Below are 16,241 nucleotides of genomic sequence, written 5' to 3'. Positions count from 1 at the left end.
AACCCAGTCATTCTGACTCATAAAACTTAAGCGCTTTTGCGCTGAAAAACCCATACCCCCGCTTTTAACTCAGGCGGCAGCACCAGCTTGCTGAGTGCTACATCTTCCTGCCAATCAAATGTCGTTTGCGCCTCATAATCGGCCCAGTTGCCGGTAATAAAGCGCGAATGGCTGCCGATGACGATATAAGTTTCCACACTACGGGAGCGAAAAATCTGCTTTTCAAAGCGGTTGCCCGAAGGCGACCAAGAGCAAATCACCACCTGTGGATTAAATCGTGCCATCGCTGCAGCGGCATCTAAGCGCTGCACGGCTTCAGGATATTGCACTACTTTTCCCCAACTAAAATCGTCGCTAGCGGTGATATCCACACCTTCATCACTTAAAAATCGGCTGAGCGTACCATCCCCCGCCGCAATTTCTAAGCAGCTACGCTGGCCAATGATCCGGGCTAAACCTGCAATCAGCTCGCGGCTATAAAAACAATAAATTCCGCGCTTTTCTACCAAGGGCATCAAAAGCCGCTTTTGCCATAACAGCGGCCAGATGCACTTAAATGCCCGCATCGATACGGGTTTTCTCACTAGATCACGCTTAAATAATAGTTTTTGCGCCAAAAAGCCATTAAAGAAATTAAACCTGACCTTGCCCTGATACACGCCTGTGGCCGCAGAAAAAGCATACTGGCGAAGCGCCAGCTCGGTCATTCGCTGGCGAATCTGAACGCGGACAAAATCAGCAAAAGCACGACCATTTCGCTCGCCCGATAAAAAGCGTGCATCGGCCTTGATTCGCTTTGAAGATCGCTCGACCAACTGCTTAAGCTCAGCCGGATCCCGCCGCGCAAACACCGCCGCCAGCTCATCACGCACCATGAGCCAATCATCAGGGCAAGACTCGCTTAAAGCACCTAAACCCGGCCCACTCTGCAACCACTGCCACTGCTGCTCAGGGGTTTTATCATTCAAAGCAATACTCCCGATTACATCACCCTGCCATTTTGAATCAGGAAAGACTGAAACGCACTGATTCTGGGTAAAAAAACCTGTAGACACAGAAATAAACAGAGAACACGGAGCACACAGAGAAAACCGTAAAATCTAGTGATCTTTATGTGCTGATATAAGTAGCTCAGCACAAGTTTTCGAATATTTGAAATACATGAAAAGCATGCAGATTTTGTAGGTTGGGTTACGCGATAAAGCTGCTAACCCAACCTACAATACGCATAAAAAAATGCAAACCAGCGAGCCAGTTTGCATTATGAGAGAGTCTTGCAAGCCAGCCTGCAAGCAGGCTGGAATAATTTTATTTACCGCCTAGTGTTTCCAATACTTCCCACTTACCGCCTTTCACCTTGTACACAGTCAGGCTACCGTCTTGCAAATCGCCTTTGTCGTCAAAGCTGATATTGCTAGAGGTGACGCCGCTATGCTTGATCTTAGCCAGTACGGGCAGATATTTGGCCGGGCTGGCCGAGCCCGCAGCTTGTATCGCAGCCAGCATCAGGCGGGTAGAGTCGTAGCCGTATGGGGTGTAAATTTCCAGCTCGCCGTATTTAGCTTTGTAACGGGCTGCAAAGTCTTTACCACCTGGCATCAGATCCAATGGCTGGCCAGCCAGTGCAGCAATCGTGCCTTCTGCATCTGGGCCGGCTAATTTCAAGAAAGTATCTGAGCGAGTCATTTCGCCAGAAACAATCGGTACATTGATGGCTAAGCGTTTCTTTTGACGCGCCATAGGGCCGGATTGTGCGTCAGTGCCGCCGTAGAAAATCACATCTGGCTTAGCGCCTTTGATGGAGGTCAGAATCGAGGTGAAATCCGTTTCTTTATCGCTGGTGAATTCGCGTTTTACGATTTCAGCACCGGCTGCCTTAGCGGCTTTTTCAAACTCATCAGCCAAGCCTTGGCCGTAAGCTGAGCGATCGTCGATGATGGCGATTTTCTTAGCGCCTAGCTTTTCTACGGTGTACTTACCAATAACCGAGCCAAGCTGTGAATCAGAAGTCAAGGAACGGAAAGTGGTTTTAAACCCTTGGGCGGTATAGGCAGGTGCGGTGGCCATCGCAATTTGTGGCAGGCCCGCATCGGAATAAATCTTGGAAGCCGGAATAGCGCAGCCTGAATTAAAGTGACCAATAACCCCTGCTACTTTGCTATCAACAAATTTCTCGGCAACCTGTGTGGCTGTTTTTGGGTCCGCCATATCGTCTTCGGCCACCAGCTCAAACTTAACGGGCTTGCCATCCAGTGTTGGTTTTGTTTCGTTTACATCGTCAATCGCCAGCTGCACGCCATTTTGATAGCCCTTGCCATAATGCGCTTGCGGCCCGGTAAGCGGTGCTGCAAAACCAATTTTTACGACCGATGAATCACCGGCAGGTGCTGCAGCAGCGGCTGGGGCAGATGCCTCGGTATTGCTTTCTGGCTTTTGGCCACAAGCAGTCAAGGCTAAAGCAAGAGCGGCGGATAGCACGGCTGATTTCTGAACGAATTGCATAAACAAAACTCCCCTCGAATGTGTCCACGCAATGTGAGCGCGTTCATTTTTTACAGCAATCGGGGGTTTCCTGAACAGGGTTTGATTTGAAGCATTCAAACGTCTACAGCAAAAGCGGGCTTAAGCAATAATACCGCTTAAAACACCGCTTATAGCTGCTATTTACGGGGAGTTAGCGCTTTGTACATCAGACACTTTTTAACTTTGTAATTGCTTTAACTGCTCAATGCTTGGCGCAAAAAAAGCAGCGCCTGTCACTGCGCGGGTAAAGTTAAGCAGGTGATCAACTCTGCCGTCTGATGTAGGCGCTACCATTCTGGTAAGCATTTTCTCAAACACTGACGGCGTTTTACAGTAGGAAATAAAGTAGAGACCCTTTTCCCCACCCGGCGCGCCGTAGGGCATGGAATGCCTGAGCATAGCCAGCTCTTCACCGTTTTCTTCAATAATCACTCGGCTGATATGCGCGGTATGTGGCCGATCTTCATCAGGGAGCTCTTCATTTGTTTCCTTGGTACGCCCCATCACCGCTTCTTGCTGACGCACGGGAAGTTTTTTCCATTGCTCCATGCGGTGCACATAGCGCTGCAGGTGGATATAACTGCCACCCGCCCAATCACCGTCAGAGACCAATGCAACTTCGGCCCGCTCATCGCCTTCGGGGTTTTCTGTGCCATCCACAAAGCCCGTTAAATCACGCATATCACGGTAGCGAAAGCCATGTACGGTTTCAATCACATCTAGCCACTCGGCCATTTCAGCACTCAGCTGATCAGCAAATTCATGCAACAAATCATAACGCTCGCCACGTAAATGCAGCAAAACATCCACGTCACTTGCAGGAGCAGGGTGAATTGCCCCTGAAATAGAGGGAAAATCCCGCAGCAGCTCTGGCTTGCTTTGATAAAGCTCCGGCCAAACATGCGGGCCAAAAGCCAACACCACACTGGCCCGGCTGTCTTCTGCCTGTAAAAGCTGAATACGATCAGAAACACTGGCAAGTAAAGCTTTAAGACGTGCATCTGCGCGCCTGCCTAAGCGCCGCCGAAACAGGGTAAATAATGCGTGCCCATTGGCAGGAGGCAGAATTCCACTTTGTGGGGTCATGCTTTAATCCTTAAACAAAAATCTCAGACTGCGGGTAGAAATTGCGGGACTGTCCCGCCATGCAAATATAATATTTAACACTCAGTGCTAACCACAAACAGGCGATCAGCTTTGGGGTTTATTTTCCCTGAGCAAACCCCCATATCTCGGGCAGCCACTGAACAAAATCAACAAAGCCATGATCGCCGCCTTCAATAATAGTCTGACGGCACGCCGAGTAATAGTTCACACCAAGCTGATAATCCAGCACCTCATCGCCCGTTTGTGTAAGCAGCCAGTATCGCTCAGGCTGGCTTGGCAGCCGCTCAAACGCTTTTAGCTGCTCAGAAAAACAAGCGTCAATCATATGAATCTCGCCGGTCTGATAATTACGCTGCGGCCCTAAATACTCATTAATTCTGGTATAGGGCTGCACCGCAGGATTAATCAGTACCGCCCGGCAAGCAAAAGTTTCTGCCGCCCATGTGGCAAAAAACCCGCCTAATGAGCTGCCCACAATGCAAATATCTTCATGCACCAGCTTAAAAAACAAACCTTGCAACAATACACCTGCCGCATCCGGATCCATAGGCAGCTGCGGGCAATGAAAATAATCCTGTAAGCCCTGCTGCTTCATCCAAGCCGCCATTTCCTGCGCTTTTTGCGACAGGGGGCTGGATAAAAAGCCATGCAGATAAATAATATGTGGGCGATCTTTCATCTTATCAGGGCCGTAGTAAAGTGGAGCCTTGCGTCTTACGCAGCGCCAGATCTTGGTGCGCCTGTGCAACATCTGCTAAAGCGTAGCTCTGGCCGATTTCTGGCTTAACAAACCCGCGACGCACGGCGTAAAAATAGTCTGCTGCTGTATTCACCAGCTCGGCTCTCGTTGAGGTGTAATGTCCCAGTGTAGGACGTGTAAAGAAAAGCGAACCTTTTTGCGCCAAAATTGCAGGCTCAAAAGCAGGCACAGGGCCAGATGCATTACCAAAACTTACCAACATGCCCCGCCTTGCCAAACTTTCCAGCGATCCTGCAAAAGTATCGGCCCCCACTCCGTCATACACCACTGACACTCCCTTGCCACCCGTTATTTCGCGCACATGCTCAGAAAAATGCGCGTAGTCGATCACATGGTCGCAATAAGCACGGGCAACTGCCGCTTTTTCTTCCGAACCTACCGTACCAATCACGATGGCACCAAGCTCGCGCGCCCACTGGCAAGCAAGCTGGCCCACACCACCGGCAGCGGCATGAAATAAAATGGTTTGCCCCACATGCACTGGAAAAGTCTGCTTTAGTAGATACTGTGCTGTCATTCCACGCAGCAAGGTGCCCGCGGCAATTTCATCGCTCACGCCCGCAGGAACCAAGACCAGCTTATCCACAGGCATCACGCGATACGATGCATAAGCGCCTACTGCACCGCCCGCATAAGCCACTCGATCTCCCTGCTTAAACTCAATCACACCCGCACCAATGGCCTCGACCACACCGCACGCTTCTACGCCAAGGCCAGAAGGAAGGCTGAGCGGATACAAACCCGATCGATGATAAGTATCAATGAAATTGACACCAATAGCCGTTTGGCGCAGCAACACTTCGCCAGCCTGAGGTGCGGCAAGAGTGTGATTTTCAAGCTGCATCACGCGGCTATCACCATGGGCATGGATACGAATCACCTGAGTTTGCATCATAATTTCCTTTTGAAATAGTAAGTACATCAAGCGAAGCTGACAAAATAATCCAGCTAACAACAAACAAACAAAAGACAAACCATAGCGCGAGTGCAAGCTTGCTGCACCGGAATTAATTGAAGCCATCATGATCAAACACGGCAGAAATAAGTAAACAAGCCCGCACAAGGCCAAAAAGCCGTAAATATTTTCATCATATAAAAGCGAACAGCAGCAAAGCAAAAACCACGGCTTACCATGGTAAAATTGCCAGCTTTGTATTACGCCTAGATTGGACAGCCCATGACCCGCCCCCAGAGTCTTCATGCAGAATTACAAAACCAGCTCAAACAGCGCATTCTGATTTTGGATGGCGGCATGGGAACGATGATTCAGGCTTACGATTTGCAAGAAGCCGATTATCGCGGGGCGCGTTTTGCCGATTGGTCTTGTGATGTGAAGGGCAATAACGATTTGCTGGCGTTGAGCCAGCCGCACATCATCGCCGAAATCCATCAGGGATATTTGGATGCGGGCGCGGATATTATCGAGACCAATACCTTTAACGGCACCTCGATTGCCATGGCCGATTACGAAATGGAAAGCCTCGTTTGGGAGCTGAATTTTGCTGCGGCCAAGTTAGTAAAAGACTTATGCACAGCGCAAACCGCCAAAACACCCAATAAGCCGCGCTACTGTGCCGGTGTTTTAGGGCCAACCAACCGCACCTGCTCGATCAGCCCCGATGTGAACGACCCGGGCTATCGCAATGTCACCTTTGATGCGCTGGTTGAAAGCTATTTAGAAGCCATCGATGGCCTTGTGAAAGGCGGTGCAGATATCCTGCTGGTTGAAACGATTTTCGACACGCTGAATGCCAAAGCCGCGGTGTTCGCGATTAAACAGTATTTCCGCAGAAATAATATTGCCAAAGATGATCAACTGCCGGTGATGGTATCCGGCACGATTACCGACCAATCTGGCCGCACCTTAACCGGCCAAACCACCGAAGCGTTTTACAACAGCCTGCGCCATGCAGATGCCATCAGCTACGGGCTGAACTGTGCGCTGGGGCCAGATTTGCTGCGCCAGTATGTAGAAGAGCTCAGCCGTATTTCCGAAGGCTTTGTTTCAGTCCACGCCAATGCAGGCTTGCCCAATGCCTTTGGCGGCTACGACTTAGACCCGGAAATGATGGCCGAGTCGATCAAAGAATGGGCCGAGTCGGGCCTGATCAATATCGTCGGCGGCTGCTGCGGCACCACGCCAGAACACATTGCCGCCATGTATCAGGCGGTAAAAGATCTGCCACCACGCGCCTTGCCGACCATCGAAGCCAAATGCCGCCTCTCTGGCCTAGAGCCATTTAATATTGGCGATAGCGATTTATTTGTGAACGTCGGGGAACGTACCAACGTTACCGGCTCCAAAGCGTTTGCCCGCCTAATCTTAAACGGTGATTATCCACAGGCCTTGGTGGTGGCGCGGCAGCAGGTAGAAAACGGCGCGCAAGTGATCGACATCAATATGGACGAGGGCATGCTGGACGCCCATAAAGCCATGGTCACCTTCCTGAACCTGATTGCTGCCGAGCCGGATATCTCACGCGTACCGATTATGATCGACTCGTCCAAATGGGATGTGATCGAAGCTGGTTTGAAGTGCGTGCAGGGCAAGTGCATTGTTAATTCGATCTCGATGAAAGAAGGCGTTGAAGCCTTTAAGCACCACGCTCGCCTCGTCAAAGATTATGGTGCAGCGGTGATTGTGATGGCCTTTGATGAGGTTGGTCAGGCCGATACCTATGCGCGCAAAGTAGAAATCTGCGAAAAGAGCTACCGCATTCTGGTCGATGAAGTGGGCATGGATCCGGCTGATATTATTTTCGACCCAAATATTTTTGCAGTAGCCACAGGGATTGAAGAGCACGCCCGCTACGGCCTCGACTTTATCGAAGCCACCGGCTGGATTCACCAAAATCTGCCACACGCCAAGGTCAGCGGCGGCGTATCGAATGTCTCGTTCTCCTTCCGTGGCAATAATAAAGTGCGCGAAGCCATCCACGCCGTCTTCCTCTATCACGCCATTAAAAAAGGCATGACGATGGGGATTGTCAACGCGGGGGCGCTAGAAGTTTACGAAGAAGTGCCACGTGAGTTGCGCGATATTATTGAAGACGTGGTGCGAATGTTACCCGCCGGAACCAGCGCCGGTGCGCCACTCACTGAGGGCAATCTGGATGTCACCGAGCGCCTCATCGAAATTGCCGAGCGTTTTAAAGGCGACGCAAATCAGGCCAAGGGTGAGGATTTAAGCTGGCGCAATGGCACGCTGCAAGAGCGCATTACCCACGCGCTAGTTCGCGGCAATACCACTTTTATTCTGGAAGACGCCGAAGAAGCAAGGCTGGCCGTGGCTCGCCCGATCCATGTGATTGAGGGCGTACTCATGAACGGCATGAATCATGTAGGCGATCTGTTTGGATCGGGCCAGATGTTTCTGCCGCAAGTTGTGAAATCCGCCCGCGTGATGAAGGCCGCCGTCGCCCATCTTGAGCCCTTTATTGAAGCAGAAAAAATCGCCATGGGCCTGCAAGACGCGCCCGCCAAAGGCAATATCGTGATGGCAACGGTGAAAGGCGATGTACACGATATCGGCAAAAATATTGTAGGCGTAGTTTTACGCTGCAATAACTATAAGGTGACTGACCTTGGCGTGATGGTGCCTGCACAAAAAATCCTCGATACCGCAAGGGAAATCGGCGCAGATATGATCGGCCTATCCGGCCTGATTACCCCAAGCCTAGAAGAAATGAGCCATGTGGCCAAAGAAATGCAGCGCCAGGGCTTTGATATTCCGCTGCTAATTGGCGGAGCCACCACATCCAAAGTGCACACCGCCGTTAAAATCGAGCCGGGCTACGCCAATGGCCCCGTGGTTTACGTGCCCGATGCCAGCCGCGCGGTAGGCGTATGCTCCAATTTATTAAGCGACGAGCTAAAGCCTGCCTTTATGGAAAAGCTACGCGCCGAATACCAGAATATCCGCACCATTCATGAGAACAAAGGCAAGAGCAAGCTACTGCCGATTGCCACGGCCCGCGCCAATAAATTTGAAATTGATTGGGATCACTACACACCGCCCAAACCAAAGCAGTTGGGCGTGATGCGCTTTGAAAAAGTACCACTACGCGATATCGCCCCCTATATCGACTGGAGCCCCTTCTTTAATGCCTGGGAGCTGGCCGGTAAATATCCGCGCATCCTGACCGACGAAGTGGTTGGCGAGGCCGCAACCGCCCTATTTGCCGACGCCCAAGTGCTGCTGGCGCAAATGATAGAAGGCGAGTGGGTGCAAGCCAATGGCGTAATCGGCCTCTTCCCAGCGAACAGCGTGGAGGACGATATTGAAATCTACCATCCAGAGAATGGCGAGACGCTGATGACTTGGCACAATCTTCGCCAGCAAAATGCCAAGGCTGCGGGTAAGCCTAACTGGTGCTTAGCTGACTTTATCGCCCCCAAAGACAGCGGCGTAACTGACTATATTGGTGCATTTGCCGTAACAGGCGGGCTGAATATTGACCAGCATGTAGAGCGCTTTGAACTCGCGAGCGATGATTACAACGCCATTATGGTGAAGGCCCTTGCCGATCGTTTTGCCGAAGGCTTCGCCGAATATATGCACGAGAAAATTCGCAAAGAACTATGGGGCTATGTGCCGGATGAAAACCTGCATGTGGATGATTTAACCGACGAAAAATACCAAGGCATCCGCCCTGCCCCCGGCTACCCCGCCTGCCCGGATCACACGCCCAAAACCGGCTTATTTAATTTGATCGACCCAGCCAGCATAGGCATGAGCCTCACCGAGGGCTACGCCATGCTGCCTACCGCAGCCGTCAGCGGCTTCTACTTCAGCCACCCCCAAGCCCAATACTTTGCTGTGGGTAAAATAGAGAAAGACCAAGTAGAAAGCTATGCGACGCGCCGAGGGGTAACGATTGAGCAAGCCGAGCGAGATTTAGCGCCTAATTTGGGATACAACGCCTGATTGTGTAGTTGGATATGGTTTGCACAAACCCAAATCTTGAACCACGGAGGTACAGAGAACACGGAGTTTCACGGAGAGAAACCATGTTTGAGTTATGTTGTTCGCGCAATAACAAGCATTGAATCACCGTAGGGCGGGTGCAACCCGCCGTTTTTCGTGTTTCAGCAAAGCTCGGCGGGTTGCACTCCATATGCGCTAACCAAAGTCAAAAAGACCTTTTTAGTGCCTGCGGCACATTTATTTTGGAGCGGTTAGCCACCGCGGGGCCTTCCTTTCTTGCTTCGCCAAGAAACGAAGCCAAAGAAGGCGACCCCACGAAACACGAAAGCCCCTGCGCTGCGGACAATCGAGTCGGCGGCGGGCGGGATTCGCTCGTTCCTCGCTCCCTTGCCGAAACCCCGCCCCGCTTGTTCCTCGCTCCGGCGTGTTTCAAGGGGAGATTTAAGCCCTGTGCGGAGAGCGTGGTTCTTATACTTTTTCGCTGTTTGCTAATGAAAAAACAATTTGGTTAGCGCCTATGGGGTTGCACCCGCCCTACGAAAAACATTTCGCTTAAGTTGATAGGATTAGAGTTCATTCCCTTTACAAAGCTCAGCATTTATTCACAAAGAGCAAACAAATATCTACAGCAATGCCTCATCGATTCATAATGAACAATCAAATTAAGTGGAGCAGGCGATGTCTCTTCTTTCAATGAAACAAGCCTATATCGCAAGCACTCGGCTCAGCAATTACAACGCCAGCCTTAAACTGGAAGGCTATGCTCCTGTGCAAGCTTCCCTGAGTACCAACGACTTGCATGCACAGAAAGCAGCCCTCATCGCAAAATACAAAGTAAAAAAACTTGCTAAAACTGACTAAAGCTTTACTGATTTCCCACACCATCACATCCCTTGCCCCGGACTCCCCATGCCCATATCACACCGTTTTTTAGATAGCGAAATCGAAAGCCTGACCCGGCTGATGAGCCAGCGGCGGGATATTCGTCAGTTTAAAACCGGGCCTCTGCCAGAAGGGCTGATGCCACGCTTAATTGAAGCGGCGCAAATGGCTCCTTCGGTAGGCTTTATGCAGCCGTGGCGCTTTCTGCATATTACCGATGCGGCATTGCGTGGACAGGTGCATGCCTTGGTGGATGCCGAGCGAGAGCGCACCTCAGCGGCGCTGCCTAGCCGCCAGCAAGAATTTATGAAGCTCAAAGTAGATGGCTTGGCAGAATGCGCCGAAGTATTGGTGGTGGCTTTAATGGATGGGCGTGAGAAGCATATTTTTGGCCGCCGCACCCTGCCCGAAATGGATTTAGCTTCCGCCTCCTGCGCCATCCAGAATATGTGGCTCTTGGCGCGTGCCGAAGGAATTGGTATGGGTTGGGTGTCGATCTTTGAGCCTAGCGATCTTGCGAAGCTATTAAAGATGCCAGAAGGCGCAAAGCCGATTGCCATTCTTTGCCTGGGGCAAGTCGAAACATTCCCTGAAAAGCCTACGCTGGAGCGCTTGGGCTGGGGCTGCCGCCTGGAACAAGAGCAAATCTTTTTTGAAAATAGCTGGCCGGAAGGCGATCACAGCACGCCGATTAGCTATTAGATAAGATTCAGACGTAAAAAAAGCCGCTTTACGCGGCTTATCTTGCTCTTGGCAGGGGAAGAAGGATTCGAACCTTCGCATGTCGGAATCAAAATCCGATGCCTTAACCAACTTGGCGACTCCCCTGAAGAGAGCGGCATAGTACATGAAGAATTTTGTTTTGGGAAGCCTTAAACAAATATTTGTAAGCAGGGCTGTAAAAAGCAAGCCTTCAGCCACTCTAGCTCTGCAAATATGGGCAATAAACGCCCATAAAGCACGCCGGATTATCTATTAAACCACAATAGATCTTTCTACTTACTTTCTTCTATCCATTGCATTTCTTTCCATATACCATAGCAATAGTCAATAATTACAATACTACTTCTTGGTGCCGCATGGATGAAACAGAAGATCTGGAAGCATTCCTTGAGGATTTCTCCAAGGTCTACGCACGGTTGGATGTGGATGGTGTAACAGAGATGTTCTGCCTGCCGTTTTTTTCACTAATTAACGGTGAAAAAACCGACTGGCCCAAGCTGGAAGAGCTTTACCATACCACCTGTATTTTATTTGACTGGTATCAGCAGCAGGGCTTTCACGACGCGCATTACGCTATTTTAAGCATGCTCAAAATCACCCCCAAGCTAGCCACCGCTAGGCTGCGTTGGCGCGTGCTGCTCACGGATGGCAGCCCTTGGGAATATTGCACCAGCTATCAGCTCAAACATATTGATGGCGAATGGAAAATAGCAGGCGTAATTCAGTTTGAAGATACAAGCCCAAATTCGCTACCTCATCCCTTTATTGCCGCAGAAAACGCGCTGCATCATTTAGCTGAGCTTGCTGAAGCAGAACCTGCCCTGCTTAAAAATATCTATTTTGAAGCGCAATAATTAATCACGAAATACCGCGATCTATCTGGAAACAGGCTGGTAAAATTGCGTTTTGCCTGCCTGATTTTTATGAACGATACGCAAGCCATACCATCGCCCTGCATCAATCAATGCAAGCTGGATGACGCACAAACCTGTACCGGCTGCCGCCGCACGATTGAAGAGATCCGCCTCTGGTCTAAAGCCACCGAGGCAGAAAAAACCATCATCTGGCAACGCTTGCTTGCGCTGCCCTTAGCGGTAAAAAGTAAAACCTGCCAGCGCTGCAATAGCGTATTTAGCTGTGGCAATGGGGGCACGCAAGGGAGCTGCTGGTGCATGGATTTCCCGCCGCTGCTATCGGTCGCTAGCGCAACGGGTGATTGCTTTTGCCCCACTTGCCTTGCTGCCGTGATTGCTGAGCGCAATCCTAATCAGCCCCTTGGTGACCAATCCACCAGCCGTAATTCATCTGCAGAATAAAGCTGGCGGCTTGCCAAAGCCGCCAAAGCGCCCGCGCCTGCATCCAGATCATAAAGATGCCAGAGTGTATTTTGCCCCTCACAATGGCTCATTGCCCGCAAACGCTGGCTTTCGCCCAGTGGCAGCACCACTTGTGACATCGGTAAATGTAAACCCCGCCCCACAGCTTTTAGCACTGCCTCTTTGCGCACCCACAGCCTTAAAGCTTGCGCCGCATTTAAAGGCTGGTGCATTCGCCGCAGCTCTGCGGGGCTCCAGCAATCTGTAAACCAATCCGGGCTGGTTTCTTTGCTATGCAGCTCGATATCAATCCCCAAGGGCAAATCGGCTTGTAAAGCAATCAAGGCCAGCGGGCCGCTATGGCTAAGCGAAAAAGCAGGGCCACACTCTAGAAACGGCTTACCCCAGTCATTATTCGAATATTGAATATCACTTGGTGAGCAAGCCAGCTCGCTCGCCAGAATAGAGCGCAAAGCGGTATGCGCAGCGGCATATCGACGGGCATCTAGCGCCTTGCGCAAACTCTGCCAGCGCAGATGCTCCTGCTGATCCAAAGCCGCCAACCTTGGCGGATCAAGATGCGCCGGATCATCGAGTGTTACCCGCCAGATTTTTAGCACGCCTTCATCCGATTAAATCCCCAGCGTCGCCCCGCCATCCACACACAGATTATGCATGGTGATATGGCGAGCGCCGGGCGAGAGTAAAAAGAGCACCGATGCAGCAATATCATCAGCATCCGCAATCCGCCCCAGCGGAATACCTGTGCGATAGCCCGGCAAGGAGCCTGCAATCACTTTTTTCACATCGCTTTCATCCTGCCAAAGCTGGCGCTGCATGGCCGTATCGGTAGAGCCAGGGGAGACAATATTGCAGCGTATGCCGTATTCAGCCAGCTCCAGACCTAGGCACTTGGTAAAGTGCCCCACCGCTGCCTTAGACGCGGCATAGGCCGCCATTTGCAGCCGGGGTACTTCGGCAGCATTGGAGCCCACCGTTACAATCGTGCCGCTGCGGCGTGGAATCATGCGCCGTGCCACGGCTCTGGATAAATAAAAGGGGCCATGGGTATTCACGGCAAAAGTGTTTTCCCAATCTTCATCGCTCATCTCGCAGATGGTTGTCATGCGTAAAATACCTGCGGCATTTACCAAAATAGCAATGGGGCCAAGCTCGGCTTCAATCCGTTCAACCACCTCGTTAATCTGGCTACTGCTGCGCATATCCACTGGATAAGCATGCACCGCCAAGCCTTCTGCCTGATATTGCAAAGCCACAGATTGCAAACGCTCAGCCTGAATATCCAGCGCCGCAACAATCGCACCTTGGCGGCTTAAAGCCTGCACAACCGCTGCGGCAATGCCCTGAGCGGCTCCGGTCACAATGGCTACTTTTCCACGATAGGGCTGATCTTGCATAAGCGCTTTTCCTTGTTTTTTGATGGGGCGAGCAGCCTGTCCGGCAGGCTGACTGAGCTTTTTTTAAGCTGCGTTACATAATATTTTAATACGAATAGTTATTGTTCGTATTAAAATATTAATAAGGCTGTAAGTGTTACCGATGGGCTGCATAACCATACATCCATAGCGCCAGCACACCTCACCCCCAAACCCACATAAGCGAGTCTTCCTTGAATACTAAACATGGCCTTCTGGCCTTTATTCTGATGAGTGCCGCCCTGCTTTCCGGCTGCGATTCCAGCCAGCAAACAAGCAAGACCGAAACACAAGCAAGTGGCTGGCCACGTACTTTCGACACGCCCCAAGGCAAACTCACGATCAAGGCCCCTCCGCAGCGGATTGTATCGACCAGCGTAACGCTCACCGGCACGCTGCTCACCATTAATGCGCCTGTAATTGGTAGCGGTACGGGTGCGGTAAATACGGTAACTTCGGATGAGCAGGGGTTTTTTCGGCAATGGGCGCATATTGCTAAAGAGCGCAAAGTAGAGCCGCTCTATCATGGCGAACCCAATGCCGAAACAATTGCAGCCGCCAATCCTGATCTGATTATTGTGTCGGCCACTGGCGGCGATTCCGCCCGTAAAATTTATGATCAGCTCAGCCAGATTGCCCCGACCGTGGTCATTAATTATGACGATAAAGATTGGCAAGCCATCGCAACCCAACTTGGTGCCATCACCGGGCATGAGCAAGATGCTACGGCAGCAATCAAAGACTTTGATAACAAGCTCAAAGCCACCAAGCAAAAAATAAACCTGCCTCCCCAGCCCACTACTGCCATGGTTTATTACGAAGATAACTCTGGTGCAAATGTCTGGACGGCAAATTCTGCCCAAGGGCGGCTATTGCTGGATCTTGGCTTTACGCTAGCCACCATCCCAGATGCCGCCAAAGGGGATATCAGCATGGGAATACGCAAAGACATTACCCAGCTCACAGGCGAGAAATTCTCTGCAGGGCTACAAGGCAAAACCATGCTGCTCTTTACTGCCGATGATGCAACCGTAACAAAAGTCAAAAACAATAAGTTTCTGCAACAAAACCCGGCCATATCCAGCAATCGCGTTTACGCCGTAGGCTTTGATACTTTCCGTATCGACTACTACAGCGCCAGCAATATGCTGAAACGAATTGAGCAGCACTTCCATTAAAAGCCAGCCTGGCTGTGCGGTAGCGCCAGCCAGGCTAAAAGCTTTAATGAGCCGCCTCAGATACCGCACTTTGCAACGCTGGCTCAGCGCTTGGCGGGGCATTCTGCAAGCGCCGCAAGCCGCTAAACCCCATGCCCAGCAAAGCCCCGAGTAGTGCAATACCGCCTGCAAAAGAGCACACCGCCAGCAGTGGCGCAAATGCGCGGGCTAAAGCCCCTAGCCCCAAAGCCCCCACAGAATCCCCTACTACATCTTGTGCGCTCCATAAGCTATTAACCCGCCCCAACAAGCGATCCGGCGTGTGCTGCTGTACTAAGGTGAACTGCAATAAAGAACTAATCGAGCCCAGATAGCCAAAAATAACGAGCGCCACCAAGCCCGATGGCAAATGAGAAATCAGGCCAAACACAACAATCGCCAGCGCCGCAGAAATCACCGCAGCAATCAGTAGCAAGCCCGGCCGCTGCACCCGCGCCACCCAGCCACTGGTAAACGCCCCCGTCATCGCCCCTAGCGGCACTGCCGAATACATCAGCCCTACCTCAAATGCGCCTCCGCCATACACACTCACCGCCAGCACCGGAAACATCACTCGAATAGCGCTCAACATTGTTTGCAAAGTGCCCATCACCACCACGGCCCCAACCACGGGGCTTTGCATCAGGAACTGCACACCATCAGCCAAGGCCCGTAGCGGATGCTCTGGCTTCCCCACGGCAGGCTGCATTGAAGGCAAGCGCAGCAAGGGGATCAGTGTGCACAAAGTGCCAAGACCTGCCAGCAGATAATTCCAGCTCACCCCTGCCGAAGCAATCACCACACCGGCAATAGCCGGAGACAAAATAGCGCCTAAACGAACGGTCAGCATGCTTAATGCCCCGGCCGCCGATAAGTTTTCACGCCCAACCAAAGCCGGAATACTCGCCATCAGGGCGGTAATCCCCAGCGCGCCAAAAAAACCATCCCAAACCGCCACCAAATACAGGGCAAGCAAGGAGGGCGCAGCAATAAAGCTGTTCAACGCCAGCACTAAAAAGCCGATACCACACAGGCAACGGGCCATCAAAATCAGCTTGCGTCTGTCGTAGCGATCAGCCAGTACACCGCCGCACATCAGGCCCACAAACATCCCCACGCCATCCAGCGCCACTGCCAGCCCAACATGCAAGGTCGAGCCAGTGAGCGCATGAATCTGCACAGGAACCGCAACGGTGAGCATCCCCAGTGAGAGCACCGAAATCAAACGCGCTATAAAAACAGACCGAAAGTTTGAATTATTTTTAAGCAGACTAAAATCAACAAAAATAGACGATCTGGGTTTACTCATTAGAAATCCAAAAAAAAGTTAGTAAGTACTGAGGCGCACACAAACACCCAAATCTTGAGCGG

General features: G+C 51.4%; 14 protein-coding genes and 1 tRNA gene. 6 read left to right on the top strand and 9 right to left on the bottom strand.

Features of this window, described 5'->3' with window-relative positions; genetic code table 11:
• Nucleotides 1-26 precede the first annotated feature (26 nt).
• The 5 genes from ACFQNF_RS04010 to ACFQNF_RS03990 form a co-directional block, all read right to left on the bottom strand.
• Nucleotides 27-968 carry a methyltransferase domain-containing protein gene (locus tag ACFQNF_RS04010; protein WP_380186270.1) on the bottom strand — a complete coding sequence of 314 codons (942 nt, stop codon included), beginning with the start codon at nt 966-968 and terminating at the stop codon, nt 27-29.
• Nucleotides 969-1,308: 340 nt separating this feature from the next.
• Entirely contained in the window at nt 1,309-2,502 is a 1,194-nt protein-coding gene (locus ACFQNF_RS04005) for a branched-chain amino acid ABC transporter substrate-binding protein (protein WP_380186268.1), read from the bottom strand.
• Between the two features lie 198 nt (nt 2,503-2,700).
• Nucleotides 2,701-3,609, bottom strand: coding sequence for a Dyp-type peroxidase (locus tag ACFQNF_RS04000; RefSeq protein ID WP_380186266.1), 909 nt, complete (start codon nt 3,607-3,609; stop codon nt 2,701-2,703).
• Nucleotides 3,610-3,727: 118 nt separating this feature from the next.
• Nucleotides 3,728-4,309, bottom strand: coding sequence for a YqiA/YcfP family alpha/beta fold hydrolase (locus ACFQNF_RS03995; RefSeq protein ID WP_380186264.1), 582 nt, complete (start codon nt 4,307-4,309; stop codon nt 3,728-3,730).
• 4 nt (nt 4,310-4,313) lie between these two features.
• Entirely contained in the window at nt 4,314-5,285 is a 972-nt protein-coding gene (locus ACFQNF_RS03990; RefSeq protein ID WP_380186262.1) for a quinone oxidoreductase family protein, read from the bottom strand.
• A 282-nt stretch (nt 5,286-5,567) separates the two neighbouring features.
• On the opposite strand from ACFQNF_RS03990, the gene metH reads away from it, so the two are divergent.
• From metH to bluB, 3 genes are all read left to right on the top strand, one after another.
• A complete protein-coding gene (metH, locus tag ACFQNF_RS03985) occupies nt 5,568-9,317 on the top strand; it encodes a methionine synthase (RefSeq protein WP_380186260.1) in 3,750 nt (1,249 codons plus the stop codon).
• A gap of 678 nt (nt 9,318-9,995) precedes the next feature.
• The gene (locus ACFQNF_RS03980) at nt 9,996-10,178 is read left to right on the top strand and encodes a YhfG family protein (protein WP_380186258.1); all 183 of its coding nucleotides are present in this window, start codon (nt 9,996-9,998) and stop codon (nt 10,176-10,178) included.
• Between the two features lie 48 nt (nt 10,179-10,226).
• Nucleotides 10,227-10,901: a 5,6-dimethylbenzimidazole synthase gene (gene bluB / locus ACFQNF_RS03975; protein ID WP_380186256.1), complete on the top strand. Its 675-nt coding sequence runs from the start codon at nt 10,227-10,229 to the stop codon at nt 10,899-10,901.
• A 49-nt stretch (nt 10,902-10,950) separates the two neighbouring features.
• Here bluB and ACFQNF_RS03970 read toward each other — a convergent pair.
• Nucleotides 10,951-11,027, bottom strand: a tRNA-Gln gene (locus ACFQNF_RS03970).
• A gap of 251 nt (nt 11,028-11,278) precedes the next feature.
• Between ACFQNF_RS03970 and ACFQNF_RS03965 the strand changes: the two genes are divergently transcribed.
• Entirely contained in the window at nt 11,279-11,776 is a 498-nt protein-coding gene (locus ACFQNF_RS03965) for a hypothetical protein (protein ID WP_380186255.1), read from the top strand.
• Between the two features lie 69 nt (nt 11,777-11,845).
• Complete coding sequence (locus ACFQNF_RS03960; protein ID WP_380186253.1) at nt 11,846-12,238, top strand: DUF1289 domain-containing protein; 393 nt, start codon at nt 11,846-11,848, stop codon at nt 12,236-12,238.
• Here ACFQNF_RS03960 and ACFQNF_RS03955 read toward each other — a convergent pair.
• Entirely contained in the window at nt 12,190-12,858 is a 669-nt protein-coding gene (locus ACFQNF_RS03955; protein ID WP_380186252.1) for a 4'-phosphopantetheinyl transferase family protein, read from the bottom strand. The genes ACFQNF_RS03960 and ACFQNF_RS03955 overlap by 49 nt on opposite strands.
• Nucleotides 12,859-12,870: 12 nt before the next feature.
• The gene (locus ACFQNF_RS03950) at nt 12,871-13,656 is read right to left on the bottom strand and encodes a 2,3-dihydro-2,3-dihydroxybenzoate dehydrogenase (protein ID WP_380186250.1); all 786 of its coding nucleotides are present in this window, start codon (nt 13,654-13,656) and stop codon (nt 12,871-12,873) included.
• Between the two features lie 212 nt (nt 13,657-13,868).
• Between ACFQNF_RS03950 and fepB the strand changes: the two genes are divergently transcribed.
• Nucleotides 13,869-14,852 (top strand): Fe2+-enterobactin ABC transporter substrate-binding protein, encoded by a 984-nt coding sequence (gene fepB, locus ACFQNF_RS03945; protein ID WP_380186248.1) that lies wholly within the window; start codon nt 13,869-13,871, stop codon nt 14,850-14,852.
• A 43-nt stretch (nt 14,853-14,895) separates the two neighbouring features.
• On the opposite strand, the gene entS is transcribed toward fepB, so the two are convergent.
• Nucleotides 14,896-16,179 (bottom strand): enterobactin transporter EntS, encoded by a 1,284-nt coding sequence (entS, locus tag ACFQNF_RS03940; protein WP_380186247.1) that lies wholly within the window; start codon nt 16,177-16,179, stop codon nt 14,896-14,898.
• Between the last annotated feature and the right edge of the window lie 62 nt (nt 16,180-16,241).

Origin of the sequence: Iodobacter arcticus, from assembly GCF_042664895.1 — a bacterium.
Lineage (GTDB): Bacteria > Pseudomonadota > Gammaproteobacteria > Burkholderiales > Chitinibacteraceae > Iodobacter > Iodobacter arcticus.
This window is presented reverse-complemented; position numbering and strand designations above follow the sequence as displayed.